This is a genomic window from Amycolatopsis sp. TRM77291 (assembly GCF_054166285.1).
The window spans coordinates 3,776,518-3,801,268 of the sequence record NZ_JBSZHF010000001.1; the positions used below are offsets into that span (position 1 = coordinate 3,776,518).

Here is a 24,751-nt window from a genome sequence, read left to right on the forward strand (position 1 = left end):
CGATGGCAGGACAGGCTCCGAGCAGCTGGACGCGCTGCTTCCACCGGGCCCCGTCGGCCGGGATGCGGCTCCTCGCCTTCCCGCACGCGGGCGGATCGGCGAGCGCGTACCGCGCGTTTTCGGCTGCCCTCTCGCCCACGATCGAGGTGCACACCGCCCAGTACCCGGGACGGCAGGACCGGATGGGCGAACCGGTCATCGACGACGTCCACGTCCTGGCCGAGCATCTGGTGGACGTCGCCGCCGCGCTCCCGCAACCGTTCGCCCTCTTCGGGCACAGCATGGGCGCGATCGTCGGCTTCGAGGTCGCCCGGCGGCTCGAAGCACGCGGAATCGTCCCGGCGGCGCTGTTCGTCTCGGCCCGCCGTGGTCCCGATATCCAGAAGGAGAAGTCGCACCACCTCGCCGACGACGACACCTTCCTCGACGAGGTCAGCCGTCTCGGCGGCACGGACCCCACGATCTTCGCCGACCCGGACATCCGCGCGCTCGCGTTGCCCGCGCTGCGCGGCGACTACAAGGCCGTCGAGACCTATCGGTACCGGCCCGGCCCCGACGTGAGCTGCCCCATCGTGGCGCTCGCCGGGAACGCGGACCCGGTCCTGCACCTGCCGGACGTCGAAAACTGGCGTGAGCACACCACCGGCTCGTTCGAGATGGAGGTGTTCGAGGGCGGGCACTTCTTCCTCGAAGCCAACCTCGACGCCGTCGTCGCACGCATCCTCGGCAAGCTGACCGTCAGTCCCTGAGGCCTTCCCTGCTCGCCCACGCGACGACCTCGGTCCGGTTCGCCAGGCCCAGTTTCGCCAGGATGCTCCGGACGTGGCTTTCCACCGTGCGTTCGGAAAGCACGAGCCTCTCGGCGATCCGGCGGTTGCTCAGCGCGTCGGCGAGCAGGGCGACGATCTCGCGTTCCCGCCCGGTGAGCGGGTCGGCGGCACGGCGTCCGGCGCGGATCCGGTCGAGCAGCGCCGCGGCCCGCGCAAGCGGTCCCGGTATGGCCAGGCGCCGGAACTCGTCGAGCGCGTCACGCGCGATCCCTTGCGCGCGAACGAGATCCCCCCGTGCGACCAGCGTTTCGGCGAGCAGCAACCTGGCCAGGGCGACACCGGGGCGGGCACCGATGCCTTCGTTGACGGCGATCGTCCGCTCGTACAGCCGCACGGCCTCGTCGTGGCGGCCGAGGACGGCGTTGAGGCGGGCGGGCTGCTCCAGGGTCGAGCCGGTACAGAAGACGCCGGCGCCTCCGGACACGATCGGCCGCACTTCTTCAAGGCGCCGCAACAGGTATTCCGCCATGTCGGTGTCGTGGAAGGCTTCGACCAGCGGCACGAGATTGGGCAGCGCACCGGTGGTGTGCAAGGCGAATTCCGGGCTTCGTACCAGCGGAACCAGCTGCTCGTACCTGAGCCTCGCCTCGTCGAGGTCGCCCATGAGCAGGCTCAGCAGCGGCCGCGAGACCAGGGTGACCGGCAGATGCGGGGCCCGCTCCAGCAGGCTCGCGTAATCCCGTGGGAGGTCGCCGGGATCACCCGTGAGCAGCACGAGCTGGGTGCGGAAGGCGTAGGACATCCCTTTCGCGGAGAAGTCGTCCGCGAGTTCGGTGTCCGCCAGTTCCTCCGCCGCGAGATCGAGTTCGCGCGCCTCGGCCAGATCTCCGCGCAACGCCAGCACCGAACTGCAACCGCAGGTCGTGCCAGCGGACCAGCGGCAGCCTCGTCAGCCGGGCCAGCGCCGTCACCGCGACGAGTTCGTCGTCGACGAGCGCCATCCGCCCGTCCTCCAATGCCGCGTCGATCCGCCATTTGTGTCCCCACAAGGAAACCAGCGGTTGCCCGGTGCGTGCCCCCAGCTCGGCGGCCAGCGCTCCGAGCCGGAGCCTTTCGGGTAGCGGCAGCTTCTCCGGTGCGACCTTCATCCGGGCGCGGACGGCGTCGACCAGCGCTTCGGGATCACCTGATTCCTCAGCGAGCGCGAAGGCCTCGTCGGCGAGCTTCCCTGCTTCGGCGAACCGGCCGTAGTCGGCTTCCACCGACGCGCTGTGCGCCAGCAGACGCGCCCGTGTCGTCCGGTCGACGTCGTCCGCGGCGAGCGCGCGGGCGGCCAGGTCGCGGATGCCGGGCAGGAGATCCGGCGCCGCGACATCGCGGACCACCAGCGCCGCGCGGGCGAGCAGCCCGGCGTCGGCGGCCTGCCGGGCGTGGTCGAGACTTCGCGCGAACCGGCCGGTCCGGTATTCGGCGACGGCCAGGTCGAGCAGCAGCCCGGCACGGTCCACTTCGGACAGTCCGGCCTTCGCGCGGGCGTCCAGCGCGATCGCGAGGAAACGCTCCGCTTCGTCGAAGGCCAGCGACCGGTTCGCTTCCGCGGCCGCGATCGCCGCCCACTCGGCAGTTTTCTCGGGCGCGGACGTCGAGCGCAGCCAGTGGCCCGCGACCGTCCCGGCGAGCGCGGGATCGCGCCGGGCGTGTTCTTCGAGTGCGGCCGCGGCACGGCCGTGCAACGCCTCCCGTTCGGTTTGCCCCAAATCCGCGTAGATCCCGTCGCGGACGACGGCGTGCGCGAATCGCCCCTCGCGCAGCACCCCGGCCTTCGTGGCTTGATCGAGCCCGTGTGCCACCTCTGCGAGCGGCAGGCCGGACACCTCCGCGAGAAGGGCCGCTTCGACGTCCTCGCCGAGCACCGCCGCGATGGCGAGCAGCCGCCGCACCTCCGGCCCGAGCGCCGCCACCGTGGCGCGCACGAGATGGCCGAGTTCCGCCCCGCCCGCCGAACGCGCGATCGCGCCGAGATAGAGCGGATTCCCGCCGGAACGGCGATACGCCTCGCGTATTTCCTCCTCCGCCAGCCCGCTGAGGAGCCTCCGGGCCTCGGGCTCGGCCAACGGCGGCAGCGAGATGCCCCGCGCGCCCGGACGGCGCAGGAGGTCCGGCAGGGCGGCGTCCAGCGTGGGCGTGTGCCCGGTGTCCCGATGCGTCGCGATCACGGCCAGCTTCGAACGCCGCAGTTCCCCCGCCAAATGCCGCAGCAGGCGCAAGGACGCCTCGTCGGCCCAGTGCAGGTCCTCCAGGACGACGACGAGGCCCGCCGGTTCGGCGGCGGCCACCAGTGCGTCCGACGCGGCGGCGACCAGCCGGAATCGGGCGGCCTGGACGTCGGCCACGCCCTCGGCCTCGGCGAAAGCGGCCGTCACGGCCGAATCGACCGACGGCAGCACCTCGACGACGCGACGCCACGGCCACAGCGGCGGCGCTCCCGGATCGTCGGCGCACCGGCCCCACACGACCTCGGTCGCGGTGGACACCGCCTCCTCGACCAGCCTGGTCTTGCCGATCCCGGGCGGCCCCGAGACGAGCACGAGCCCGCCGGAACCCGCGGCGGCGTCGGCGAGCCTGCCGCGCAGACTCGCCAGTTCGGCCGCCCGGCCCACGAACGGTTCCCGGTTCACGAAAGGAGTATCGCCCCGCGGGCCCGATTCCGTACCGCACTGCGTACTGGCACTGATGTCCGGCGGCGGCCGGGGGCGCAGAGTCGGCGTGTCCGACGGAAAGGAAAGCCCATGTACGCCACCGTCCACCAGTTCCGGCGTTCGCACGCCGACGAGTCCGCGGGCTGGGGTCACGCCCTCGCCGCCGAACTCCACCCCGGCACCGGATCGCCGGGGACCTGCACCCTCGCCCAGGTCTGCGGCCTGACCGGGCTCGTCGTCGCGTTGTGGCGCGACCGCGGGTCCGCGCTCGCCGCGGCAGACCGGCGCACACCTGGCACCTTCGACGCCCGGGTCTTCGAGGTCTCCGACGTCGAAAGCGGCTCGGCCGAGCCCGAAATCGCGCAGGCGACCTGGTTCGACCGGCCGCTCACCCCGGCACAGGCTGACGCCGCGCGATTCGGCGGGCGCGAGCGGATTCGGCCCGCGGTCCGGGGACTCGACGGGGTCGGCGGCTTCTACGTCCTGACCGCCGAAGACCGGTCCAGTCTCATCCTCGGCTTCACCGAGTCGATCGAGGCGATGGAGGCCGTCCAGAAGACGATCATGAGCACGGACTTGCTGCCCGGCGAGGATCCCGCACTGCTGCCGGGCCCGGACCGGATCGACGTCCACCGCGTGCTCCACACGTCGCTGCCCTCGCTCGGCCTGGTGGGTGAGCCGCGATGACCGCCGGGACATCCGCACGCGTCGGCACCTGGACCGTGCTCGCCGAACGGACCTCGGCCACGTTCACCGTCCGGAACTTCGGCTTCCGCGTGGTTCACGGCTCGATCCCGGTCAGCCTGGGTTCGGTGCGGGTCTCCGCGGACGGCGTCTCCGCCGTCGAGGCCGCGCTGGACCTCGACGGCATCGACACCGGCAACGCCAAACGCGACGCCGACCTGCGTAAACCCGGTCTGCTGGCGATCGACGCGCAGCCCGTCCTGACCTTCGCGGCCGACCGCGTCGAGGGTGGCCCGGACGAGTGGTCGGTCCACGGCGCTCTCGGAGCGCGTGGCGAGTCGTGTCCGCTGACAGTCACCGGTACCGGGCCGGTGGACAACGGTGACGGCACCTGGCGAGTGGTCGCCGGCGCCGTCTTCAACCGGAGGGCGATCGGTCTCCGCGCGCCGAGGTTCCTGATCGGCAGGGAGATCACGATCGCGCTCGACGTCGTCCTCACGCCGCCCGGGTGATCAGGCCCAGGCGGAAAGCTCCTTCGCGAGCGCGGACGGCCCGCCGGCGGTGCGCAGCGTCGGCGCGCCGGGCCAGCAGTCCTGGTGTTCGCCGGTGCGAAGGGTTTCGGCGAACCTGGCGACCAGCCGCGGCTGCGACGCCACCGTCCGGCCGCCGAGGTAGGCGACGACGACGTGGTGATCGTCGTCCGAATGCGTCGCCACGGCGGCCGACCAGCCGTGCTCCTCGTGCCACATCAGGTCGACGTCACGCTCGGGGAAACCGGGAAGACGCCAGTTGAGCCTCATCCTGGCGGTGACCGGACCGGTGAGGTCGACCGTGGACGCCTCCATCCGTATCCCCAGTGCCGCGGCCACGTCCTCCAGGTAGGCGTTCAGCCTGGTCTTGAGCTCCAGACCTGCTTCCGTGGGCGCGGGGGTCGAGGTGGTCACGGTCCCTCATCTTCCTGTCACTTTGAGTTGGCGTGACGGGAATTACCCACCCCGGAGCGGCTTCACACCCTCATTTCGTCACACCACGGTTTCGGTTCGCTCAAGCCGTGGCTTCGATGACGCGGGTCAGTGCTTTGTGCAGCGCCTCCAGCTCGGAGACCTCCATGCCGAGCTTCTCCACGACGCGGTACGGGATCTTTTCCGCCTCCGCGCGCAACGCGCGACCGGATTCCGTCAACTCGACCGTCAGCAGCCGCTCGTCCTCGGAACTGCGCCTGCGCGTGACGTAACCGATCGTCTCCAGGCGCTTGAGCAGTGGTGACAGCGTCGCGGGCTCGGCGCGCAGGGCGACGCTCAAGTCCTTGACCGCCTGTGGGCCGCGCTCCCACAGCGCCAGCATGACGAGGTACTGCGGATGGGTGAGCCCGTGGGGTTCCAGCAACGGACGGTAGATGGCGATCACGCTGCGCGACGCGACCGACAGCGCGAAACACACCTGACGTTCCAGCGCGAGCGGGTCCTCGCCCAGATCGATCGACTTCATCTCCGGCCCCTTCGAGTTCATGCCGCCGATCCTAGCCGTGACGCTAATGTTTAGCGTACTAATCGTTAGTGTACTGTGGCGGTATCGACGGAAGGAGTCGCCCGATGCCCCGCAAGCGCCCGGACGTGTTCCGCTGGCTGTGGTACTCGCTCGGCGGCAGGCTGCCCGAGCGCTACCACGCCTGGATCCTCCACGACGCGACCACGGGAAGCTGGCGCTGGCGGCACGTCGCCCGCAGCACGGTGATGATCGCCCCGCTCTGCGCCGTGTGGCTGCTCCTGCCCGGCCCGCTCACCCTGCGGCTGGCGATCGTGCTGATGGCCGCGCTCGTCGCGTATTTCTACTCGATGGCGTACATGGAGGAGAGCATCGAGCACCGGCTCGCCAAGAACGGCTTCCCGCCGGGTATCGGACGCCGGACGCGCGCGGAGGCCGTCGCGGTCGCGGAAGCCGAGGTGACCGAGCGGTACCTCGCGCGGTACCGGAACCAAGCTGGCTCCTGATCCGCTGGGGCTCCCTCCCCTCCTCCGCCACCGCTGCCGTTGCCGTTGCCGCCCGAGGGAAGCCGGTGTCGCGAAAGCCACTTTCGGGACGCCTGATGTCTCGAAGCCACTTTCGGGACGCCTGATGTCTCGAAAGTGGCTTTCGCGACACCGAAGCGCGGCCACCGTGGATTAGGCGGCCCGTCGCGTGCGCGCTTCGGCAGCACGGTAGGCGGCTACGAGTTCGGCGGCCACCCGCTTCGGCTCCGTTCGCAACCGGCTCGGCAAGGTCTGGAGAACGACGATCCCCGCTGCCGCGTACCTGGCGTTTCTCGCCACCGTCGCGGCGTACTGCTGCTTGCCGAAGTGGAAGTCGTACGAATCGATCTCCCAGGCCATCCCGGCCGACGCGAAGTACCCATCGGCGGTCGCGATGTATTCGCCGTTCTCGTCCCGCAACTCGTGATTCCACAAGGGTTCCGGCAAGCCACTCATCCGCCACACCTTCATCGCGTCGACCTCCGCGGCCGAGCGGGCTCCGTCGGCGATCCGATGCAACGCCTCGCGCGGGATCGCGGTGCCGCGACTGCTTCCGGCATCGAGTTCGGCGAACAGTTCCGGCAGTCTCGCGCCCCGCTGCACCGCCTCTGCCAGCAGAGCGGAAACCTCGTGGCGCGAGCCAAGGCGGCGACAGCAGTCGAGTACCGACCTGACCAGAGGCGCCAGCGGCACACCGCCGGACACGACCGCCTGCGGCAGCCGGGTCGTTCGTTCGACGATCACGTACCCGGAACTGCCGACCTTGTGCTCGAGGGGCACCAGAAGATGGACTCGGAAGTCACCGTCCGGCAGCATCTTCAACCCTTGCCGACGGCACGAGGTCGCCCCCGTCACCACCGCGTCCGGCCCGGCGTACAGAAGTGCGGCGTCGACGAGCTGCCGTCGCGTCGGCTCGCCGGAATTGAGCATCAAGACTCCCGGTAACAGACGGCGCCACCGCTGTCCCGGACGGCACCGTCGATAGCAGGTCCTCGACGGAACGCCGAGTTCCGTCAACCGGGCAACGGTGATCACGCCGCCACGACTGTGTTGGTAGAGCCCCTCGGGATCACGGGCCCAATCTCCAGGTTGCACCTCGTGATCGTCGACCTCGCCGACCCGCGGCCACCAGTGCTTTCGGCGCTACCTGTGGACAACTCGCCCCACCAGCCCCACTGTGGATAACTCCGGAGATGTCGCGAAAGCCACTTTCGGGACATCAGGTGTCCCGAAAGTGGCTTTCGCGACACCCCGACGCCAGCCACCGCCCGGCGGAAGCCGCCCGCGACCAGGACGGACGAGCCCTCGCGGCTAGAGTGCCCGGTGATGAGACGCAAGCTCCGCCCGCCGCTCCCGCCCCGTCACGGGCTCGACCCCGCGAGGCTCAAGATGCCCGCCGAGGGGCCGTGGACGACGTTGCGCGAGCACCTCGTCGAGCGGCTCCCCCGCGTCGCGCCCGAGCGGATCGAGGAGATGCTCCGGGAGGAGCGCATCGTCGGGCTCGACGGGCCGCTGGGCGTCGATTCCCCGTTCGTGCCGGACTCGTTCATCTGGTTCCATCGCGACCTGCCCGACGAGGTCGAGGTGCCGTTCGAGGTCTCCGTCGTGCACCGCGACGAGCATTTCCTCATCGCCGACAAGCCGCATTTCCTCGCGACGATCCCGCGCGGGCGGCACATCCTGCAGACCGCGCTGGTCCGCCTGCGGCTCGAACTCGGCCTTCCCCGGCTCAGCCCCGCCCACCGGCTCGACCGGGTCACCGCGGGGCTCATCCTGTTCGTGATCACCCCCGAGGTCCGCGGCAAGTACCAGACGATGTTCCGGGATCGCCTGGTACACAAGGAATACGAGGCGATCGCCCGGTACGACCCGAATGTCGTTCTGCCACGCGAGATCAGCAGCCGCATCGTCAAGGAACGCGGGGTCATCGCCGCGCAGGAGGTCGACGGGCCGCCCAACGCCGAAACGCGTGTCGAGCTCATCGAGCACCGCGACGGCCTCGGCCGTTACCGGCTGATCCCCGCGACCGGCCGCACCCATCAGCTCCGGTTGCACATGAGCGGTCTCGGGTTGCCGATCCTCGGCGACGACTTCTACCCGGAGCTGACCGAAACCCCGCTCGACGACTTCACCGAACCCTTGCAACTGCTGGCGAAGGTCCTCGAGTTCACCGATCCGGTCACCGGGGAACGCCGCCGGTTCGAGAGCAGGCAGACGCTCCAAGCGTGGACGGACCTCGACGCGTGGCGCAGCGGGCCCCAGCCGTGAAGGCCTCCTGAGTGAAGGAGGCCTTCACTGCCTTCGGGCTCACTTCCGCCAGAACTTGATCCCGCTCCACGTCACCTTGACCGGTCCGGCGCCGCTGGCCGTCCGGTAGGCGCCGAACTTGTCGTAGTAGCTCCCGCCGCTGCTGCTCACGGTCTGCTTCAGCGAACCGTTGATGTACACCTTGTGCGTGCTCCCGACCTGGTGCACGGTGTTGACCCGCACGGACGTCCCGACGGTCGCCCCGCTTCCCAGGGTGTCCCCGCCGTGGACGGCGTAGAGCCGCCCGCCGCGTTCGACCGCGAGCATGAAGTACGGCCCGGCGGTCGGCGCGTCGCGGAAGGTCTGCTTCAGGCTGATCCGGCTGCCCGCCATGCTGGTGATCCGGAACGATCCCTCGAACTGCCGGGTCCCGCCGGTGTAGGTCACGTAGCGCCGTTCCGCCCGCTGATCCCCGCTTCCGGTGGAGCAGGTCAGCTCGAAGTTCAGCCCGTCGACGTTGCCACAGCCGCGTTCCTGGACGTTGAACGACGGGTTCTCCGCCGTCCACGGCCCGGTGCCGACCTGGGCGTTCGCCGGCATCGCCGACGCGCTCAGGCCGAGCACGGCCGCCGCGACCACCCCGGCGGTCCGAAGTCGTCTCCGCATCCTGCCTCCTGCACACTCAGGGCGGCGGTGATGGTCCAGACCAGGACCAGGCTGCGACTGTACGAGTGCGAACCGTCATCGGACAAGACGTTGACGCCCCGGCGTCCCGCTGATTGGGTAACGACGGTGATCCTCTCCTTGACGGTCCTCGAAGGACTGGCGGCCGGGACGATCGACCTGGCCTTCCGGCGCTGGTCGAAACAGAACGTCCACCCGGGTGACTTGATACGCCTGGAGGCCGGGGTGATCGAAGTCGTCTCCGTCGAGATCGTCGACCCCACCGCCATCACCGACGCCGAAGCCCGCCGGTCCGGCGCGGAGTCGGCGAACGCGGTGCGGGGCACGCTGCGCGGCCCCGCGGACGCCCCGGTGTACCGCGTCCGCCTGCGCCATCTCGGGCCCGACCCCCGGCGCGCGCTCAGCGCGGACGCCGAACTGTCCGAAAAGGACGTGGAGACGATCCGCCGCAGTCTGTCCAAGATGGACAGACGGCATCCGTGGACACACGAGACCCTGCGCCTCATCCGAGACAATCCCGGACGCCGCGCACAGGAACTCGCCGACCTCCTCGGCCGCGAGAAGGATCCGTTGAAGGTCGATATCCGCAAGCTCAAGAACCTCGGCCTGACACTCAGCCTCGAAGTCGGCTACCGGATCTCCCCGCGGGGCGCGGCCTACCTGCGCCTCACCGAGGATCCCGGTAGAACGCGCTGAGTTCCGGCACGAGCCGCTCCGGCGGGACACTGTGGAATTCGCCGTCCAGCCCGACCTGGAGCGCCCCCGGGACCACCTTCGCGGTGACGAGCGCGGCGGCCTTCAGCCAGTCCGTGCTGCCGTTGCTGTTCACCACGAGGACGGGCGTCGCTATCGACGCCAGCTCTCCGGGCACCTTGGAGTCCCGCATCACGAAGGCGTCGTAAACGAGCGTCGGCGCGAACGACCGCAGTTCGGCCCACACCGGCGTCTCTTTGGCCTCCGCCACGGCCTCCTCCGGGGCGCCGACCGCGGACATCATGAACAGGGCGACGGCGTCGTCCCAGCGATCCGCCGCGACCAGCTCGCGCATCCTCTCGGCGTACCCCTCGGGAACTTCTTCCGTCTCGCCGCGATAGGGCGGCTCGAAGACCGACAGCCGGGCCATCGGCACTCCCGCCGTGGCGGCGAGGAGGGCGAGCGCGCCCCCGGAGGAGATGCCGTGCACGATCGCCGGCTCGCCGAGTGCGGCGACGACCGCGGCCAGATCCTCGATCTCGCGCTCGACCGCGTACGGCGCGGTGTCCCCGCTGTCGCCACGGCCCCGCCGGTCGTAGGTCACCACGGAGTACTCCGCCGTCAGCTCCGCGACCAGTGGTTCGTCACCGTGCCGGTCGTTGCCCGCGCCCGCGACGACGACCACGACCGGCCCCGCGCCGCGCCGTTCGAACACGATCGGCGTGCCGTCCGCGGACCTCGCTGTGTCGATCATGCGAACCATCGTGCCACTCGAACACCCGTTCGACAAACGAGTGGAACGGGGGTAGGTTCGGTTGCCATGACACCCGCGCTTCAAGCCTCGCTGTTCGACGAGTGCGCCGCGCTCGGGCTGGGCTCACTCGACGGGCTCCGGCGCACCGAGCTGACCCGTGGCGCCTGGATCGACGTGCTGCCGGGCTGGCTCTCCGGCGCCGACGAGCTGTTCACCCGGCTCGCCGAAGACGTGCCATGGCACGCCGAAAGACGGCAGATGTACGACCGTGTCGTCGCCGTCCCCCGGCTGCTGAGCCACTACCGCGAAGGCATGCCGCTCCCCCACCTGATCCTCACGAAGGCGAGGGAGACGCTCTCCGCGCACTACGCGGACGAGCTCGGCGAGCCGTTCGTGACGTCCGGCCTGTGCTTCTACCGGGACGGGCGCGACAGCGTCGCCTGGCACGGCGACGACACCGGCCGGTCCCGCGCCGAGGACACCATGGTGGCGATCCTCTCGGTCGGCGCCGCCCGCCAGCTGGCCCTGCGGCCGCGTGGCGGGGGCGAGACCGTCCGGCACGCCCTCGGCCACGGCGACCTGATCGTCATGGGCGGCAGCTGCCAGCGGACCTGGGAACACGCCGTCCCCAAGACCGCCAGACCGGTCGGGCCGAGGATCAGCATCCAGTTCCGCCCGAGAGGAGTCGCCTGAGGATCAGTCCAGCAGCACCGGCAACGCGTCGACGCCGTAGACGATCGAGACCTTCCGGAAGCCGACCGCGTCCGGTTCGACCGCCAGCCGCATCTCGGGGAACCGGCGTACCAGCGCGGGATACGCGGTGCGCAGTTCCATCCTGGCCAGTTCGGCACCGATGCACCGGTGGATTCCCCAGCCGAAGGCGAGGTGCGAGGTCGGCTCGCGGGTCGCGTCGAACTTCTCCATGTCCTCGCCGAGGTCGCCGTCCCGGTTCGCGACGCTGAGCGAGACCAGCACGATGTCGCCCTTCGCGATCCGGACGCCCGCGATCTCCATGTCCTCCTTGGCGAACCGCGGGAAGGCCATCTGCACGACGGTCAGGTAGCGCAGCAGTTCCTCGACGAACTTGTGGACCGCCTCGTCGTCGCCGCGGACGGTCTCGAACAGCGCGCGGTCCTTGAGCAGCACGAGCGCGCCGAGCGCGAGCATGCTCGCCGTGGTCTCCAGCCCGCCGGTGAGCACGCCGTCGGCGAGGCCGGCGAGTTCACGGTCGTCGATCTCGTCGCCGTGCTCCTTGATGAGCATGCCGAGCAGGCCGTCGCCCGGGTTCTCGCGCTGCTTCTTGACGATCTCGTCCAGATAGGACAGTGACTCGGTCATCGCCCCGAGCGACGCGCCCGCGCCGCCGAAGAGGTCGAACCGGGCGGTGCTCAGCCGCTGGAAATCGTCGCGGTCCTCGTACGGGACGCCCAGCAGTTCGCAGATCGTCAGCGACGGGATCGGCAGCGCGAAGGCATCCCAAAGGTCGACGGGGCCGTCGGCCTTCGCCATCGCGTCGAGCTGGTCGGCGACGATCTCGTCGATCCGCGGCGCCAGGCGCGACAGCCGCCGCATGGTGAACTCCGGCGTGAGCAGCCGCCGCAGCCGGGTGTGCACCGGCGGATCGGCGAACCCGAGCCCGCCGGGGTTCTGGTCCTCGGTGACGCCGGCGTTCCCGACCAGGTTCGTGAAGTCGTTGCTGAACTCGCTCACCTTGCCGAGCACGGCCTTGGCCTCGTCGTAGCCGGTGACCAGCCAGCCGTTCATCCCGAACGGCAGGTCGAGCTTGCTGATCGGCTCCGTCGCGCGGATCCGGCCCAGCTCGGCCACCGGGTCGAGACCGTCGCGCTTGAGCGGCAGCAGCGCGTTGTCCGGGATGATCGACATCTTGGACAGGTCGAAACCGTTCTTCTGCTGACGCGCGAGGTAGCGCCGGCCGATCCAAGCCAGCACGCGCGAGCAAATGCTCCCCATACCCCGCACCCTACTCCAGCCGCCGACCACCTGACCTGGCACAACAGGCCGCCTTCGCCCCGCGGGGCAGGAATTTCGACGGCTGTTCACCCGCCGTCCCACTCGATTAGTCACGTCCAGAAAGTCGGTTTTCGCACGCCAGGGGTTCCCGGCGACCGGGAGACGTCGGTCACCGTCGGTCACGACGGACCGGGGGTAACGCCTGACATCGGGCGCGCGTCGTGAGATTGTCGGACCTTACTGGGAGGATTCGGACATGTCAGCCGCGCTCATCGGACGTGACCATCCCGCGGGGGTTCTCCGCGCGGAGATCGCCCGTGCCGCCGAAAGCCACGGCGGGCTGGTGCTGGTCACCGGCGAGGCCGGGATCGGCAAGACCACGCTCGTCACCGGCGCCGCCGACGAGGCGAAACGCCTGGGCGCCCTGGTGCTCAACGGGTCCTGCTGGGACTCGGCGAGCGCACCGGGCTATTGGCCGTGGACACAGGTGGTCCGCGGGTTGCGGCGCGCGGTCGGGCAGGGCCGCTGGGCCGCGATGGCCGACAGCGAACTGGACGTCCTGCTCGGTGAGGCGCGCGGCGACGGCGCGGCCGACGGGTTCCGGCTGTACGACGCGGTGACGAGCGTGCTGGTCGCCGCCTCCCAGGACCGGCCGATCGTGGTGGTGCTCGACGATCTGCACTGGGCCGACGCCGCGTCACTGCGGTTGCTCGAATTCGCCGCGCAGCACACCTGGTTCGAGCGGCTGCTGCTGATCGGCACGTACCGGGACGTCGAGGTCGAGGCGACCGATCACCCGCTTCGCTCGCTCATGATGCCGCTGCTCACGAAGGCCACTTCGGTCACTCTCACCGGCCTCGAACCGGACGAGGTCGGCGCGCTCATGACCAGGACGGCGGGCGCGGCACCCGACGACGCGCTGGTCGCCGAGGTCCACCGCCGCACCGGCGGCAACCCGTTCTTCGTCGAGCAGACGGCGCGGCTCTGGCACAGCGGAGGTTCCGCCGAGACCATCGCCCCCGGTGTCGCCGACGCCCTGCAGCGCCGGCTTTCCCTGCTCCCCCAGCCGGTCCTCGATCTGCTGACCACCGCGTCGGTGCTCGGCAGGGAGTTCCACCGCCGCCTGCTCGCGGGCGTGGCGTCGGCACCCGTTCCCCAGGTCGACCGGCTGCTCGACCAGGCCGTCGCGGCACGACTCGTGGTGGTGCAAGGACAAGGGCGCTTCGCCTTCGCCCACGACCTCGTCCGCGAAACGCTGTACGCGAGCATCTCCGAGTCGGACCGCCGGAAACAGCACGCCGCCGTCGTCGCGGCCGTCCGCGAGACACCGGCGTCCCGGGACAGCCTCTTCCCCGCGGACCTGGCCCGCCACGCGCTGCTCGCCGGACGGGAACTCGATCCGGACGAGGCCATCGACCTGTTGCTGGCCGCCGCGATCGACGCCACCGGCCGGATGGCGATCGAGGAGACGACCACGCACTACCGGCGGGCGCTGGAGATCGCCGAGGACCGGCGGCGGCAGGCGGTCATCGCCCTCGAACTGGGCGCGCACCTGACCCGCCATCACGAATCGAACGAGGGCAGACAGGTCCTCGACGAGGTCTCCGCGCTCATCCGTGAACTCGACGACGACGATCTCCTCGCCCGCCTGGCGCTGACCCTCGTCCGCGCCGATCACAAGAGCGTCCGGGTCGACGAGACGGTCAAGGTGCTCACCGAAGCGCACGCGCGGCTTTGCGGACGCGAGCCCGGGCAGGAGCTCACCGTCGAGGAGATGACGCAGGAGCTCTCCGCCCGCGTCATGATGACAGCCCGCGCCGACCAGGACGATTCCGCGCTGTTGTTCGGTTTGTGGGCACGGCACGACGCGATCTGGGGGCCGGGCAGCGCCGCGGAGCGGGAACGGCTCACCGACGAACTGGTCGCCGTCGGCCGCCGCACGGCGAATCCGGAATTGGAGCACTACGCGGCGTCCTTCAAGTGGGTGGCGCAGCTCGAACAGGGCGAGCCCCGGTATTTCGAGCAGTACCAGGAGTTTCTCGCGCTGGCTGCCACCGGCAGGGCGCCGAGTTCGCAGCTGGCGTCCCGGATCGACCAGAGCATCATCGCCACCCTCCAGGGCCGGTTCGCCGAAGCCGAGGCGTATATCCATCAGGTGGTCTCGTGCCACGCCGGCGACGAGCATCCCCATTTCGCCGACCTGCACCAGCTGCAGCGGTGGATCCGGTGGTGCCTGGAGGGGCGGTTCGACGATCTCGCCGGGCTGCACCGCGAGATCTCGCGCAGCGGATACGTCTACGGCCGGATGCTGGAGGCGATCACCGCGGCCCAGCGTGAGGACGTCGGGGAGGCCGTCCGGCTCACCGATCTCGCGGCCGACGTGAAGCCGTATCCTCGCGATCTGGAAGCGTTGTGGTTGCGCTGTCAGGCGCAGACGGCGGCGGTCTCACGCGATCCGGAACGCTGCGAAGCGGCCCGCGCGCCACTCGCGCCCTACAGCGGGGAGTGGCTGGTTTCCCTGTACGGCTGCGAGATCTCCGGCCCGGTCGACCTCTGGCTCGGCAGGCTCGACCTGGCGCAGGAACGCTGGAACGACGCGGTGGACCGGCTGCGCGGTGCCGCGCTCTCCGCGGATCGCCTCCGGGCGACGGTCTGGGCGACCGAGGCCAAGTCCTGGCTGGTGAAGGCGCTGCTCGGCCGGAATCTCGAAGGCGACGCTGCGGCCGCGGCGGCCCTCCTGGCCGAAGTGACCGAAGAAGCCGCCGCGCTGGGCATGCGGCCGGTCGTGGCCAGGATGACGAAGGCGCGCGAGGAGACGCGGGCCCAGGCGGCGCCGAGGGCGGAGTTCCGTCGCGACGATGCCGTGTGGACCTTGCACTTCGACGGTGTCACCGCCCATCTTCCGGACTCGAAAGGCTTGCGGGACCTGCATTTCCTGCTCGGCAGGCCGGGTTCGGAGGTGCCGGCGGTGCGGCTGCTCGATCCCGAAGGTGGCGAGGTGGTCGTCGCCGCGAAGAGCCTCGGCGGAGACGCCGTCCTCGACGACGAGGCGAAGGCCCGGTACCGCGCGCGGCTCGACGAACTGGACGAACTGATCGACACCGCGACCGGGACGGGCCAGGACGCGCGCGCCGCCGCGCTGGACCGTGAACGGGACGCGCTGCTCGCCGAACTGCGGTCCGCGGCCGGGCTCGGCGGCCGCACCCGGCGGCTCGGCGACGAGGCGGAACGCGCCCGCAAGACGGTGACCGCCCGGATCCGGGACACCCTGCGCAAACTCGACGAGCAGCATCCGGCGCTGGCCGCGCACCTGCGCGCGGCGGTCACCACCGGTTCCTCGTGCCGGTACGCGCCCGAAGACAAGGTCCCCTGGCGGCTGTGAGCCGCGAGATCTCCGGTACGAACTGGCCGACACGCGTGACTGAACGGACGGCACGCGTGATCACGTGTGTCGGCCATCCGATCACGCGAAGCCGCAAGCGGGGCGTGAGTGTTCCGGGTCGCCGGAACACTCACGCCCCCAGGTCACTTGCGGTTGTAGAGGCGCATCGTCAAGGTGCCGAAGATCGCGAGGATGACCGCGCCGGCGATCAGCACCCAGGTGATCTCGCCGCCGTCCCAGTTGCCGTCCATCATCGAGCGGACCGCCGCGACCACGTGGGTCACCGGGTTGACGTCGACGAACGCCTGCAGCCAGCCCGGCATCGTCTCCGGATTGACGTAGATGTTGCTGAGGAAGGTCAGCGGGAACAGCACCATCATGCTGACCCCCATCACCGACTTCTCGCTGCGCAGCAGCAGGCCGAACATCGTCCAGATCCACGAGAACGCGAACGAGAACGCCAGCAGCAGGAGGATCGCGGCGGCCACGCCACCGAATCCGCCGGCGGGGCGGAAGCCCATGATCAGCCCGACGCCGAGGATCACCAGCGACGCGATGAGGTACCGCAGCATGTCGCCGAGCAGGTAACCGACCATCGCCGACGGCCGCCAGATCGGCAGCGTGCGGAACCGGTCGAACACCCCCTTCTCGATGTCGGTGTTCACCGAGATCCCGGTGTACATGGTGATCATCAGGATGCTGCTCGCCATGATGCCCGGCAGCAGGAACTGCAGGTACTGCGTCGGCGAACCGGACAGCGCGCCGCCGAACAGGTAGGTGAACATCAGCGTCATCATGATCGGGAACGCCGTGACGTCGAACAACTGCTCGGGCACGTGCTTGATCTTCAGCATCGCGCGCCACCCGAAGGTGACCGAAGTCGACAGCGCGCTGGGGCGCTGAGGACGGTTCTTCGCGATCAGGACGGCGGCGAGATCCTCCGCCTTCGGTGCCGCGAGAACGGGTTCGTTGTCTTTGACTGCCGTGGTGCTCAAGCTGCACTCTCCTCAGGCGTGGCGGTGCGGTCGGTCAGGGCCAGGAAGACCTCGTCGAGGCTCGGCTGGCCGAGGGAGAAGGTGTCGACGACGATGCCGGCGCGCGCGAGTTCGGACAGTGCGCGCGCGGCGTGCTCGGCGGCACCCTGTTCGGTGCTTTCGCCCGTGAGCCGGGCGGTGAGCGCGACGGGGTCCGGCTCCAGCAGCACCTGGGCGTCCAGAGTGCGGACGAGCAGCGCTTCGGCCTCGGCACGCTGGTCGGCCTCGCGCAGCCGGACGTGGACCGCGCCGGCCCCGACCGACGCCTTCAGCTGCCCCTTGGTGCCTTCGGCGATCACCTTGCCGTGGTCGATGACCGCGATCCGGGACGCCAGCTGGTCGGCCTCGTCGAGGTACTGCGTGGTCAGCAGGACCGTGGTGCCGTGCTTCACGATGGCGCGCACGATGTCCCAGACCTGGTTGCGGCTGCGGGGATCGAGCCCGGTCGTCGGCTCGTCGAGGAAGAGCACGTCCGGCGTGTTGAGGATGCTCGCGGCGATGTCGATCCGCCGCCGCATCCCGCCGGAGTAGTTCTTCACCTGCCTGCCCGCGGCTTCGGTCAGGCCGAACGCCGCCAGCAGTTCCTCCGCCCGGGCGCGGGCGGCCGGTTTGCGGTGCCCGGTCAGCCTGCCGATCAGCACCAGGTTCTCGGTGCCGGTCAGGTCTTCGTCGACCGAGGCGTACTGCCCGGTCAGGCTCACCATGGACCGGACCGCGTCGGCGTCGCGGACGACGTCCTTGCCGAAGATGCGCGCTTCCCCGCCGTTGGGGCGGAGCAGGGTCGCGAGCATCTTCACCGCGGTGGTCTTGCCCGCGCCGTTCGGCCCCAGGACGCCGTACACGGTACCGGCGGGGACCTTCAGGTCGATCCCGTCGACCGCCCGGTTGTCCCCGAAGACCTTGACCAGCCCCGAGGCTTCGATGGCCAGTTCACTCATTTTCCGTTTCCTTTCAGAAGTATTCAGCAGACGTAGGGGCGAGCGGCGCGCGCTTCGCGCAGGGCGAGGGCCCACCAGGCGAGCTCGTCGAGCAGGGTGGTCACGGCCTGTCCCTGCCCGTCGCTGTCGAACGGGGTGCCGTCGCGGGCGAAGGTGCCGTCGAGGAGGTTGAAGGCCACGGTGTCGCGCATGGTCACCGTGTGCAACTCGGTGAAGATCGTGCGCAGCTGCTCCACTGCGTAAAGCCCCTGCGACCGGTAGCCGTAGGAGACGAAACCGACCGGCTTCGCGCGCCACTCGTCGTAGGCGCAGTCGATCGCCTGCTTGAGCGACGCCGGGAAACTGCGGTTGTACTCGGGGGTGACGACGATGAACGCCTCGGCCTCGTCGACCAGCCCCGCGAACCTCTTCATGTCAGACGTCGGGTGCTCCGGCAGTCCCGCGGGCAGGTCGAAGTCGACCAGGTCGAGCACATCGGTGACGAGATCGTCCCGGTGCTCCGCCCGGCCGGTGAACCACTTGCCGACGGCCTCCCCCACCCGCCCCTCGCGGGTGCTCCCGATGATCACCGCGACCCGCAGCGGACTGGCGTCCATGACCGACCTCCTCTCGCTTCACCCCTTGGGCGCGAGAAAGCCGCCCGGCATTCGCTAGATCGGATCTAGCGGGCGCCCGGCGGCTTCGGTCGGTGATCTCGCTAGGCGTCCAGCGCGATCGCGATCGCGCCCAGCAGCGACGCGTCCTGGTCGAATTTCGCCGACACCAGTTCCGGCGGGAACGGCACGGCCTGGGCGAGCCGCTCGCGCAGCGCGGGCAGCAGGATGTCGGCCGAGCGCACCAGTCCCCCGCCGACGGCGATGCGCTGCGGGTCGAGCGCGATGGCGAGGTTCGCGACGTGCATCGACAGTTCGTCGAGCGCCGCGCCGACCAGTTCCTTGGCCTGCGCGTTCTCCCTGGCGAGGCCGAACAGCTCGCCCGCGGTCACCGGGCGGCCGAGCAGCGCACTCGCCCGGCCGCCCAGCCCACGCCCACCGACTGCTTCCTCCAGCGGCGCCGCTCCGCCGGCGAACCCGTCGGTGTCCTGCGGCGAGAGAAGGTTGTATCCGATCTCTCCCGCAGCGCCGTTGGCGCCGGCCAGCAGCCGGCCGCCGACCAGGACCGCCGCGGCGATCCCGGTCCCCAGCGAGAGGAACACCGCCGGATCGGTGTCCGCCAGCGCCCCCCATCGCCATTCCGCGAGCGCCGCCGCCTTGGCGTCGGTGCCCACCTCGATCGGCACACCATCGAACTCGGCGGCGACGAGGTCACGCAGCCGCAGTTCCTCCCAGCCCGGCACGTTGGGCGCGAGCAGGATGCGGTCCTCCAGCACGATGCCGGGGCTGACCACGCCGATCGCGACGAGCCGGTCCGCGGCGCCTTCGTCGGCGAGCAGTTTCCGCGCCGCGGCGAGCGCGCGGCTCACCACCTGCCCGGCGCCCGCTTGGGCGTCGGTGTCCAGCCGCCGGGTCACCAGCAGGCTGCCGGCCCGGTCGGCCAGCCCGATCGCGACCTTCGTGCCGCCGAAGTCGATCCCCAGGATCAGTTCTTCCCCCGTCACTTCCCGTTCCCCTCTGCCGCCCCCGCGAACGCTTCCTGAATCCCCTTGGGCCCGAACGGCCACACGTGCTCCGCCTTGGCGTAGGCGAAGAACGCCGCCACGCCGAGCGCGATCCAGCCCACCGAAAGCCCGATCGAGAGCCAGGTGGCGGAAAAGTAGATGTAGACCCACCCGAGCAGCGCGATGACCGTCGGGATCGGATAGAGCCATTGGCGGTACGGCCGCTCCAGTTCCGGACGTCGCCGCCGCAGCACGACGATCGCCGCGACCTGCGCGAGCGACTGGACGATCACCAGCACCGTCACCGCCGCGTTGATCACCGCGGTCAGCGTGAACAGCGAGCCGATCGCGGCGATGACACCCATCGTCAGCACCCCCGCGGTCGGCAGGTTCAGTTTCGGGTGCAGCTTCGCGAACACCGGCAGGAACACCTTGTCCCGCGCCGCTTCGAACGGGACCCGCGAACCGCCGAGCAGACCGGCGAACACCGAGCCGATCGCGGCGATCACGATGAACACGGTGATGGCCTTGGCCGCGCCGGTGCCCCACGCCTGTTCCAGCACGGTCGAGGCGACCGAAGTGGCGTTCTTCAGTTCCTCCAGCTGGATCGAGCCGAGCACCCCGAGCTGCAGCAGGAAGTACAGGCTCATGATGCCGAGGATCGAGAGGATGATCGACCGCGGCAGCGTCCGGCCCGGGTCACGTACCTCGCCGCCGAGGTAGGCGCTGGTGTTGTAGCCGAGGTAGTCGTAGATGGCGATGATCAGCCCGGCGCCGAGCCCCGCCCAGAACGCGCCGCCGTCGAACGAGAACGCGCCCGGCGTGAAGGCGAACGCTTGCGCGCCGTCGAAATGGGTGAAGGCCGCGACGATCACCGAGAGGGCGGCGAACAGCATGATCCCGAACAGGACGGTGGTCAGCTTCCCGATCTCACCGATCTTGCGGAACAGCGCCAGCACGATCAGCGCGATGACGCCGAGGCCGATGACCTTGCCGAGCGCCGTCGTCCCGCCGTCGTCGGCGACGCCGGGGACCAGGTACCCGAGGTACTGGACGAGCCCGATGATGCCGGTGGACATGATCAGCGGGATGAACAGCACCGCGCTCCAGGCGAACAGGAACGGCATGAGCCTGCCGGTACGGGCGCCGAACGCCTCGCGCAGATAGACGTAGGTGCCGCCGGCACCGGGGAGTGCGGCGCCGAGTTCGGCCCAGATCAGGCCGTCGGCCAGCGCGATGACCGCGCCGATGAGCCAGCCGAACATGGCCTGCGGGCCGCCGAGGGTCACCACCATCGCGGGGATGGTGACGAACGGGCCGATCCCGCACATCTGGGTCATGTTGATGGCGGTCGCCTGGAGCGGCCCGATCTTCCGCTCGAGCCCCGGCCGCGGGGATGAACTCAAAACGCGCCTCCTGTTAGTTAGTAAAGTTTCTTAACATAATTTCGGGCGTGTCGGAAGGCCGGTCCGCGAAGTTGTCGTGCTCCGGTCCACCCGGAATTGCCCGAAAGGGCGGATTCCCCGGGAATACGCCCGAACGGAGCAAGCCGGGACGTATCAGGGAGCCGTCGTTCCGCGTCCTTACCGAGAAGGACGTCTTCCCCAGGGACGGTGAGGTCCATGAAACGGCTGTTCGGCACGGCACTGGCGATCGCCGCACTCGGGTTCGCGGCGGCCTGCGGCGGGGCGTCCACACCCCGCGACGCTCCGTCCGAAGTGACGACGGAGACGGCCCCGACGGCGTCTTCCGACACCGGACCGACGGGCGGCCAGGACCCCGAGGACTCCCGTCCGCCCGTCGTCCCGGGGAGCCCGATCAGGTACAACAGCGACCTGCTCGGCGCCGACCCCGACACGGCCAAGAGCGCGATCGAACAGGACCTGGAGCGACTCTGCAAGAGTTCCCGGCGGTGCGGGGTTTCGGTCGTGATCGCGGGCGAAGGGGACTGCATCCGCAGCATCCGCCCGAACCCGGTCAACCCTGGCAGGACGATCACGATCCAGGCCAAGGCATGCGCGACCGAGACCACGGAGGAAAGTTCGGCGCCGCCGAAGTCGGAAAGCGAGCAGCCGAGCAGAACCACGAGCGGATGAGCACCCGGCGGCCACTACGACGGGGCCTCCGCGCACCCACGCCTCCAGAGCCCGAACCCGCGGCGGGCCCGGCGCACGCGCTCAAGCTGGTCGGCGCGGTACTTGCCAACACGACCCTGCTCACCGCGCTGCTGTACTACTTCGGGCTCGTCTACACGCAGACGTACTTCGCCTACTTCCGCGTCCACTACACCCTGCTGGGCCAGACGCCGGACGAGATCTTCGGACGCGGCGTCGACGGGGTGCTCCTGCCCCTGACCGCCGTCGCGGGCGCCGCGCTGCTCTTCCTCGTCCTGACCAGGTTCCTGAAGATCCGCCTCGGCGAGCCATCCTGGTCACGGCTGCTGCGGATCTGCTCCCCCGTCGCCGGCGTCCTCGGCCTCGCGCTGCTGGCCGTGACGACCGCGATCGCGCTCGACCCGGAACCCCTTCGCGACCGGCCTGGCCTTCCGGGGGCCGGCTTCGCGCTCGGCGTCCTGATGGCGCTCTTCTCCTGGCGTCACTGGACCTCACGCCGCACCGGAAGCACCCGGTCGAACGTCGCGGAACTGGTGACCGGGTACGCCCTGGTGAGCATCGGCCTCTTCTGGGCGGTCGGGGACTACTCGGGAGCCGTCGGCACGAGCCGTGCCTTCGAGGCCTCCGGGGTGATCCCGGCCAGGCCGGCCGCGACGGTGTACAGCGCGGAAAGCCTCAACCTCACCGCGAACGGTGTCACGCAGGTGAAATGCGCCGACCCCGGATCGGCCTACAAGTACCGGTACACCGGGCTGAAGCTGCTGCTCCAGTCCAGTGGCCAGTACGTCTTCCTCCCGGCGAACTGGCGGGCCTCGACCGGCGTCGCGTTCGTGATCCCCAAGACGGACAAGCTGCGCCTGGAATTCGGACCGTCGCGATCGGTGCCGCCACCGGCCTGCTGACGCACGTCAGAGCAAGTGGCGCTCCAGCCACTCGGTGACCGCTTCGTCGGCCAGCTTCGCGATCGGCAGCTGCGGCGCGGGATCGATGCCCGGGTCTTCGGCGAGCGGGTGGGCGAGACCGGGAAGCCTGCGCAACCGGACCTCCTCGGCCACGGAATACCTGGAACGCAACGCGTCGACGAGTTCGTCGGCGTCCGCGCGGAAGGTGGGGAAGTCCTCTTCGCCGCTGACGACCAGCAGCGGAACCTGGGTGTCCCTGGCCGCGATTTCACCCGATCGTGCGACGAAGTCGAGCTGATCCGCCGCCCGGTTCGCCTCGTCCGTCCACGAATAGGGCTGTTCCAGCATGGTTTCCACCACGCCGACCAGCGACCGCGCCCGGACGGCGGGGTTGACCAGCGCGGCGGCCCGTACCGGAATCTCCCTGGTGGCCAGGATCGTCAGCGCCACGGCACCACCGAGGGAACCGCCGACGACGGCCATCCGCGCGGTGTCGAAACCGAAGCGTTCCCGCAACTCGGCCAGCGCGGCGGGGAATTCCAGCGCCGCCTGCCGGACGAACGGGTCGGCGTAGGCGAGCACCGCGTCCCGGACGGCCCGTTCGACCACCGCGTCCATGCTGCCGTCGACCATTCTCGCGCCGCACAACGGCATTCCGAGGTAGACCCGCCACGCGGGCACCCCGGCCAGCGGCAGCGCGGCCGCGAACGCCGCGTCGGTGCGGGGCGCGTCGATCATATGCCAGGCGACGACCACCGGCGCGGGGCCGCTGACCTCGGCCGATGGCGGCAAGACGGTGAACGGCACCCCCGCCGCCGTACCCGTGACCGGTTCTCCCACCACTGTTCCCCCTAGCGTGCTGTCGATCTCCACGATATCCAGGACGCGGCGGAGGCGGACCTCGTTCCGCCACAAGCGAAACAGTATGCCCGCGGCGTCACCCCGACGCGCCGCGGAGGTGGTTGCGGGCGACCGGCGGCGGCCGAATAGTGTTGCGGCCCGGCCCTTTGGAGGTGAACCGCCCGTGCCCGATGTCGACTACTACGAGGTGCTCGGCGTGGGCAAGGCCGCCTCGGTCAACGAGATCAAGACCGCGTACCGGCGGCTGGCGAAGTCGCATCACCCGGACGCCGGCGGATCCGCGCTCACCTTCCAACTGGTCCGCGAGGCCTACGACACGCTCAGCGACCCGATGCGGCGCGCCGGCTACGACGCGGGCGGCCGCTCGGTCCGCGCCCCGATCCGGCCGCGGCCGCGGCGTCGCTTCGGCGAAGAGCCGGGCTACGAGCCCGAACCGATCGTGATCGATCCGGACGACCTCGAATGGTGGGAATTCGCCGCGCAGGACGAACGCGTGCGGCACGGACGGCGGCGCGGCCCCGGGCACACCCCGGTGGTGGCCGCGGTCGGCGGGATGGTGCTGGTGCTGCTGCCGGTACTGACCGGGGTCGGGTTCTCGGCCCCCACGCTGATCGTCTGGCTGATCCTGACCGCCGGGACCGCCCTGCTCGTGCAACGGCTCGCGCGCGGCTATCTGGCGGCGTCCCGGGCCAGGAACCGGTTCGCCGCCGAATTCGGCGGTAAACGCGTGTTCGGCACCCCCGGCGTCGAGACCGACGAACTCGCCGAACGGCTCACCGCCGACCTGCTCGAGCGCTACCTGACCCGGCTGCCCGGCGCCCGGATCTTCCATGGCCTCTCCTGGCCGAACTCGGTGTTCGCCGACGTCGACCACGCGGTGCTGTGCGGAAAGCGGCTCGTGCTCATCGAATCGAAGCTGTGGCTGCCGGGACACTACGAGACCGATGACGACGACCGGCTGCTGCGCAACGGCCGTGCCTTCCGCGGCGGCGGGAGCAGGCTGGCCGAAAGCCTCGCCGAATACCGGCGGATCCTGCCGGGGGTCGCGTTGCGCGGGGCGATGATCGTGTACCCGAGCCGGACCGGGGAGATCACCACGGATCTCGAGGATCCCTCCCCCGCGCCGCCGATGACGCCGGAGCAGTTCCTGCACGAGATCGGCGGATGGCTGGCGGCGGAGCCGTCCACTGTGGACTCGGCGACGATGCGGGTGGTGCGGGACCGGGTCGTCGGCACCGCTTAGGGAAGCGGCGGAGACTCTGGCCTGCGGGTGTCGCGAAAGCCACTTTCGCAACGTTGAAGGTTGCGAAAGTGGCTTTCGCAACCTTGTGCCGACCTGCGCAGGGCCCCACTCCCCGCGTCGCGAAAGCCACTTTCGAGACATCTGGTGTCCCGAAAGTGGCTTTCGCGAC

Annotated in this window: 25 protein-coding genes; 11 read left to right on the forward strand and 14 right to left on the reverse strand. The window is 70.1% G+C overall.

Annotation, left to right across the window (positions count from 1 at the left end):
* Window positions 1-2: 2 nt before the first annotated feature.
* Window positions 3-749, forward strand: a complete 747-nt coding sequence (locus ACXIZN_RS17610) for a thioesterase II family protein (RefSeq protein ID WP_457955711.1) — start codon at window positions 3-5, stop codon at window positions 747-749.
* Here ACXIZN_RS17610 and ACXIZN_RS17615 read toward each other — a convergent pair.
* Window positions 739-1,572 (reverse strand): LuxR C-terminal-related transcriptional regulator, encoded by an 834-nt coding sequence (locus ACXIZN_RS17615; protein ID WP_457960543.1) that lies wholly within the window; start codon window positions 1,570-1,572, stop codon window positions 739-741. The two genes, ACXIZN_RS17610 and ACXIZN_RS17615, sit on opposite strands and share 11 nt — an antisense overlap.
* Window positions 1,529-3,448 carry an ATP-binding protein gene (locus ACXIZN_RS17620; RefSeq protein WP_457955712.1) on the reverse strand — a complete coding sequence of 640 codons (1,920 nt, stop codon included), beginning with the start codon at window positions 3,446-3,448 and terminating at the stop codon, window positions 1,529-1,531. The genes ACXIZN_RS17615 and ACXIZN_RS17620 overlap by 44 nt, the downstream gene beginning before the upstream one ends.
* Before the next feature lie 111 nt (window positions 3,449-3,559).
* Between ACXIZN_RS17620 and ACXIZN_RS17625 the strand changes: the two genes are divergently transcribed.
* Window positions 3,560-4,156, forward strand: a complete 597-nt coding sequence (locus ACXIZN_RS17625; protein WP_457955713.1) for a hypothetical protein — start codon at window positions 3,560-3,562, stop codon at window positions 4,154-4,156.
* Window positions 4,153-4,665 carry a YceI family protein gene (locus tag ACXIZN_RS17630; protein ID WP_457955714.1) on the forward strand — a complete coding sequence of 171 codons (513 nt, stop codon included), beginning with the start codon at window positions 4,153-4,155 and terminating at the stop codon, window positions 4,663-4,665. Before ACXIZN_RS17625 ends, ACXIZN_RS17630 begins: the two co-directional genes overlap by 4 nt.
* On the opposite strand, the gene ACXIZN_RS17635 is transcribed toward ACXIZN_RS17630, so the two are convergent.
* Window positions 4,666-5,097, reverse strand: a complete 432-nt coding sequence (locus ACXIZN_RS17635) for a DUF6292 family protein (protein ID WP_126735842.1) — start codon at window positions 5,095-5,097, stop codon at window positions 4,666-4,668.
* Window positions 5,098-5,197: 100 nt separating this feature from the next.
* Window positions 5,198-5,641 (reverse strand): MarR family winged helix-turn-helix transcriptional regulator, encoded by a 444-nt coding sequence (locus ACXIZN_RS17640; protein ID WP_073847073.1) that lies wholly within the window; start codon window positions 5,639-5,641, stop codon window positions 5,198-5,200.
* 104 nt (window positions 5,642-5,745) lie between these two features.
* Here ACXIZN_RS17640 and ACXIZN_RS17645 point away from each other — a divergent pair, with 104 nt between their 5' ends.
* A complete protein-coding gene (locus tag ACXIZN_RS17645) occupies window positions 5,746-6,144 on the forward strand; it encodes a DUF5313 domain-containing protein (protein WP_126735841.1) in 399 nt (132 codons plus the stop codon).
* A 171-nt stretch (window positions 6,145-6,315) separates the two neighbouring features.
* Here ACXIZN_RS17645 and ACXIZN_RS17650 read toward each other — a convergent pair whose 3' ends face one another.
* Window positions 6,316-7,092, reverse strand: a complete 777-nt coding sequence (locus tag ACXIZN_RS17650; RefSeq protein WP_457955715.1) for a hypothetical protein — start codon at window positions 7,090-7,092, stop codon at window positions 6,316-6,318.
* 396 nt (window positions 7,093-7,488) lie between these two features.
* On the opposite strand from ACXIZN_RS17650, the gene ACXIZN_RS17655 reads away from it, so the two are divergent.
* Window positions 7,489-8,430, forward strand: coding sequence for a pseudouridine synthase (locus tag ACXIZN_RS17655; protein WP_457955716.1), 942 nt, complete (start codon window positions 7,489-7,491; stop codon window positions 8,428-8,430).
* A gap of 39 nt (window positions 8,431-8,469) precedes the next feature.
* Here ACXIZN_RS17655 and ACXIZN_RS17660 read toward each other — a convergent pair whose 3' ends face one another.
* Complete coding sequence (locus ACXIZN_RS17660; RefSeq protein ID WP_457955717.1) at window positions 8,470-9,075, reverse strand: hypothetical protein; 606 nt, start codon at window positions 9,073-9,075, stop codon at window positions 8,470-8,472.
* Window positions 9,076-9,201: 126 nt separating this feature from the next.
* Here ACXIZN_RS17660 and ACXIZN_RS17665 point away from each other — a divergent pair, with 126 nt between their 5' ends.
* Window positions 9,202-9,789 carry a hypothetical protein gene (locus ACXIZN_RS17665; RefSeq protein ID WP_457955718.1) on the forward strand — a complete coding sequence of 196 codons (588 nt, stop codon included), beginning with the start codon at window positions 9,202-9,204 and terminating at the stop codon, window positions 9,787-9,789.
* Here ACXIZN_RS17665 and ACXIZN_RS17670 read toward each other — a convergent pair.
* A complete protein-coding gene (locus tag ACXIZN_RS17670) occupies window positions 9,761-10,540 on the reverse strand; it encodes an alpha/beta fold hydrolase (protein ID WP_457955719.1) in 780 nt (259 codons plus the stop codon). The genes ACXIZN_RS17665 and ACXIZN_RS17670 overlap by 29 nt on opposite strands.
* A 66-nt stretch (window positions 10,541-10,606) precedes the next feature.
* On the opposite strand from ACXIZN_RS17670, the gene ACXIZN_RS17675 reads away from it, so the two are divergent.
* Window positions 10,607-11,233: an alpha-ketoglutarate-dependent dioxygenase AlkB gene (locus ACXIZN_RS17675; RefSeq protein ID WP_457955721.1), complete on the forward strand. Its 627-nt coding sequence runs from the start codon at window positions 10,607-10,609 to the stop codon at window positions 11,231-11,233.
* A gap of 3 nt (window positions 11,234-11,236) precedes the next feature.
* Here ACXIZN_RS17675 and ACXIZN_RS17680 read toward each other — a convergent pair whose 3' ends face one another.
* A complete protein-coding gene (locus ACXIZN_RS17680; RefSeq protein WP_457955722.1) occupies window positions 11,237-12,511 on the reverse strand; it encodes a cytochrome P450 in 1,275 nt (424 codons plus the stop codon).
* A 256-nt stretch (window positions 12,512-12,767) separates the two neighbouring features.
* Here ACXIZN_RS17680 and ACXIZN_RS17685 point away from each other — a divergent pair, with 256 nt between their 5' ends.
* The gene (locus tag ACXIZN_RS17685; protein ID WP_457955723.1) at window positions 12,768-15,893 is read left to right on the forward strand and encodes an ATP-binding protein; all 3,126 of its coding nucleotides are present in this window, start codon (window positions 12,768-12,770) and stop codon (window positions 15,891-15,893) included.
* Window positions 15,894-16,036: 143 nt separating this feature from the next.
* Here ACXIZN_RS17685 and ACXIZN_RS17690 read toward each other — a convergent pair whose 3' ends face one another.
* From ACXIZN_RS17690 to ACXIZN_RS17710, 5 genes are all read right to left on the reverse strand, one after another.
* Window positions 16,037-16,888 carry an ABC transporter permease gene (locus ACXIZN_RS17690; protein WP_457955724.1) on the reverse strand — a complete coding sequence of 284 codons (852 nt, stop codon included), beginning with the start codon at window positions 16,886-16,888 and terminating at the stop codon, window positions 16,037-16,039.
* Window positions 16,885-17,865: an ATP-binding cassette domain-containing protein gene (locus tag ACXIZN_RS17695; RefSeq protein WP_457955725.1), complete on the reverse strand. Its 981-nt coding sequence runs from the start codon at window positions 17,863-17,865 to the stop codon at window positions 16,885-16,887. Before ACXIZN_RS17695 ends, ACXIZN_RS17690 begins: the two co-directional genes overlap by 4 nt.
* Before the next feature lie 23 nt (window positions 17,866-17,888).
* Entirely contained in the window at window positions 17,889-18,461 is a 573-nt protein-coding gene (locus ACXIZN_RS17700; RefSeq protein ID WP_457955726.1) for an NADPH-dependent FMN reductase, read from the reverse strand.
* Between the two features lie 101 nt (window positions 18,462-18,562).
* The gene (locus ACXIZN_RS17705; protein WP_457955727.1) at window positions 18,563-19,462 is read right to left on the reverse strand and encodes an ROK family protein; all 900 of its coding nucleotides are present in this window, start codon (window positions 19,460-19,462) and stop codon (window positions 18,563-18,565) included.
* Window positions 19,459-20,868, reverse strand: coding sequence for an APC family permease (locus ACXIZN_RS17710; protein WP_457955729.1), 1,410 nt, complete (start codon window positions 20,866-20,868; stop codon window positions 19,459-19,461). Before ACXIZN_RS17710 ends, ACXIZN_RS17705 begins: the two co-directional genes overlap by 4 nt.
* 216 nt (window positions 20,869-21,084) lie before the next feature.
* On the opposite strand from ACXIZN_RS17710, the gene ACXIZN_RS17715 reads away from it, so the two are divergent.
* On the forward strand, window positions 21,085-21,558 hold the full coding sequence (locus ACXIZN_RS17715; protein ID WP_457955730.1) for a hypothetical protein: 474 nt from the start codon (window positions 21,085-21,087) through the stop codon (window positions 21,556-21,558).
* A complete protein-coding gene (locus ACXIZN_RS17720) occupies window positions 21,555-22,478 on the forward strand; it encodes a hypothetical protein (RefSeq protein WP_457955731.1) in 924 nt (307 codons plus the stop codon). Before ACXIZN_RS17715 ends, ACXIZN_RS17720 begins: the two co-directional genes overlap by 4 nt.
* A 6-nt stretch (window positions 22,479-22,484) precedes the next feature.
* Here the strand turns inward: ACXIZN_RS17720 and ACXIZN_RS17725 are convergent, their stop codons facing one another.
* Window positions 22,485-23,318 (reverse strand): alpha/beta hydrolase family protein, encoded by an 834-nt coding sequence (locus ACXIZN_RS17725; protein ID WP_457955732.1) that lies wholly within the window; start codon window positions 23,316-23,318, stop codon window positions 22,485-22,487.
* Between the two features lie 184 nt (window positions 23,319-23,502).
* On the opposite strand from ACXIZN_RS17725, the gene ACXIZN_RS17730 reads away from it, so the two are divergent.
* Window positions 23,503-24,582, forward strand: a complete 1,080-nt coding sequence (locus ACXIZN_RS17730; RefSeq protein ID WP_457955734.1) for a J domain-containing protein — start codon at window positions 23,503-23,505, stop codon at window positions 24,580-24,582.
* Window positions 24,583-24,751: the final 169 nt, after the last annotated feature.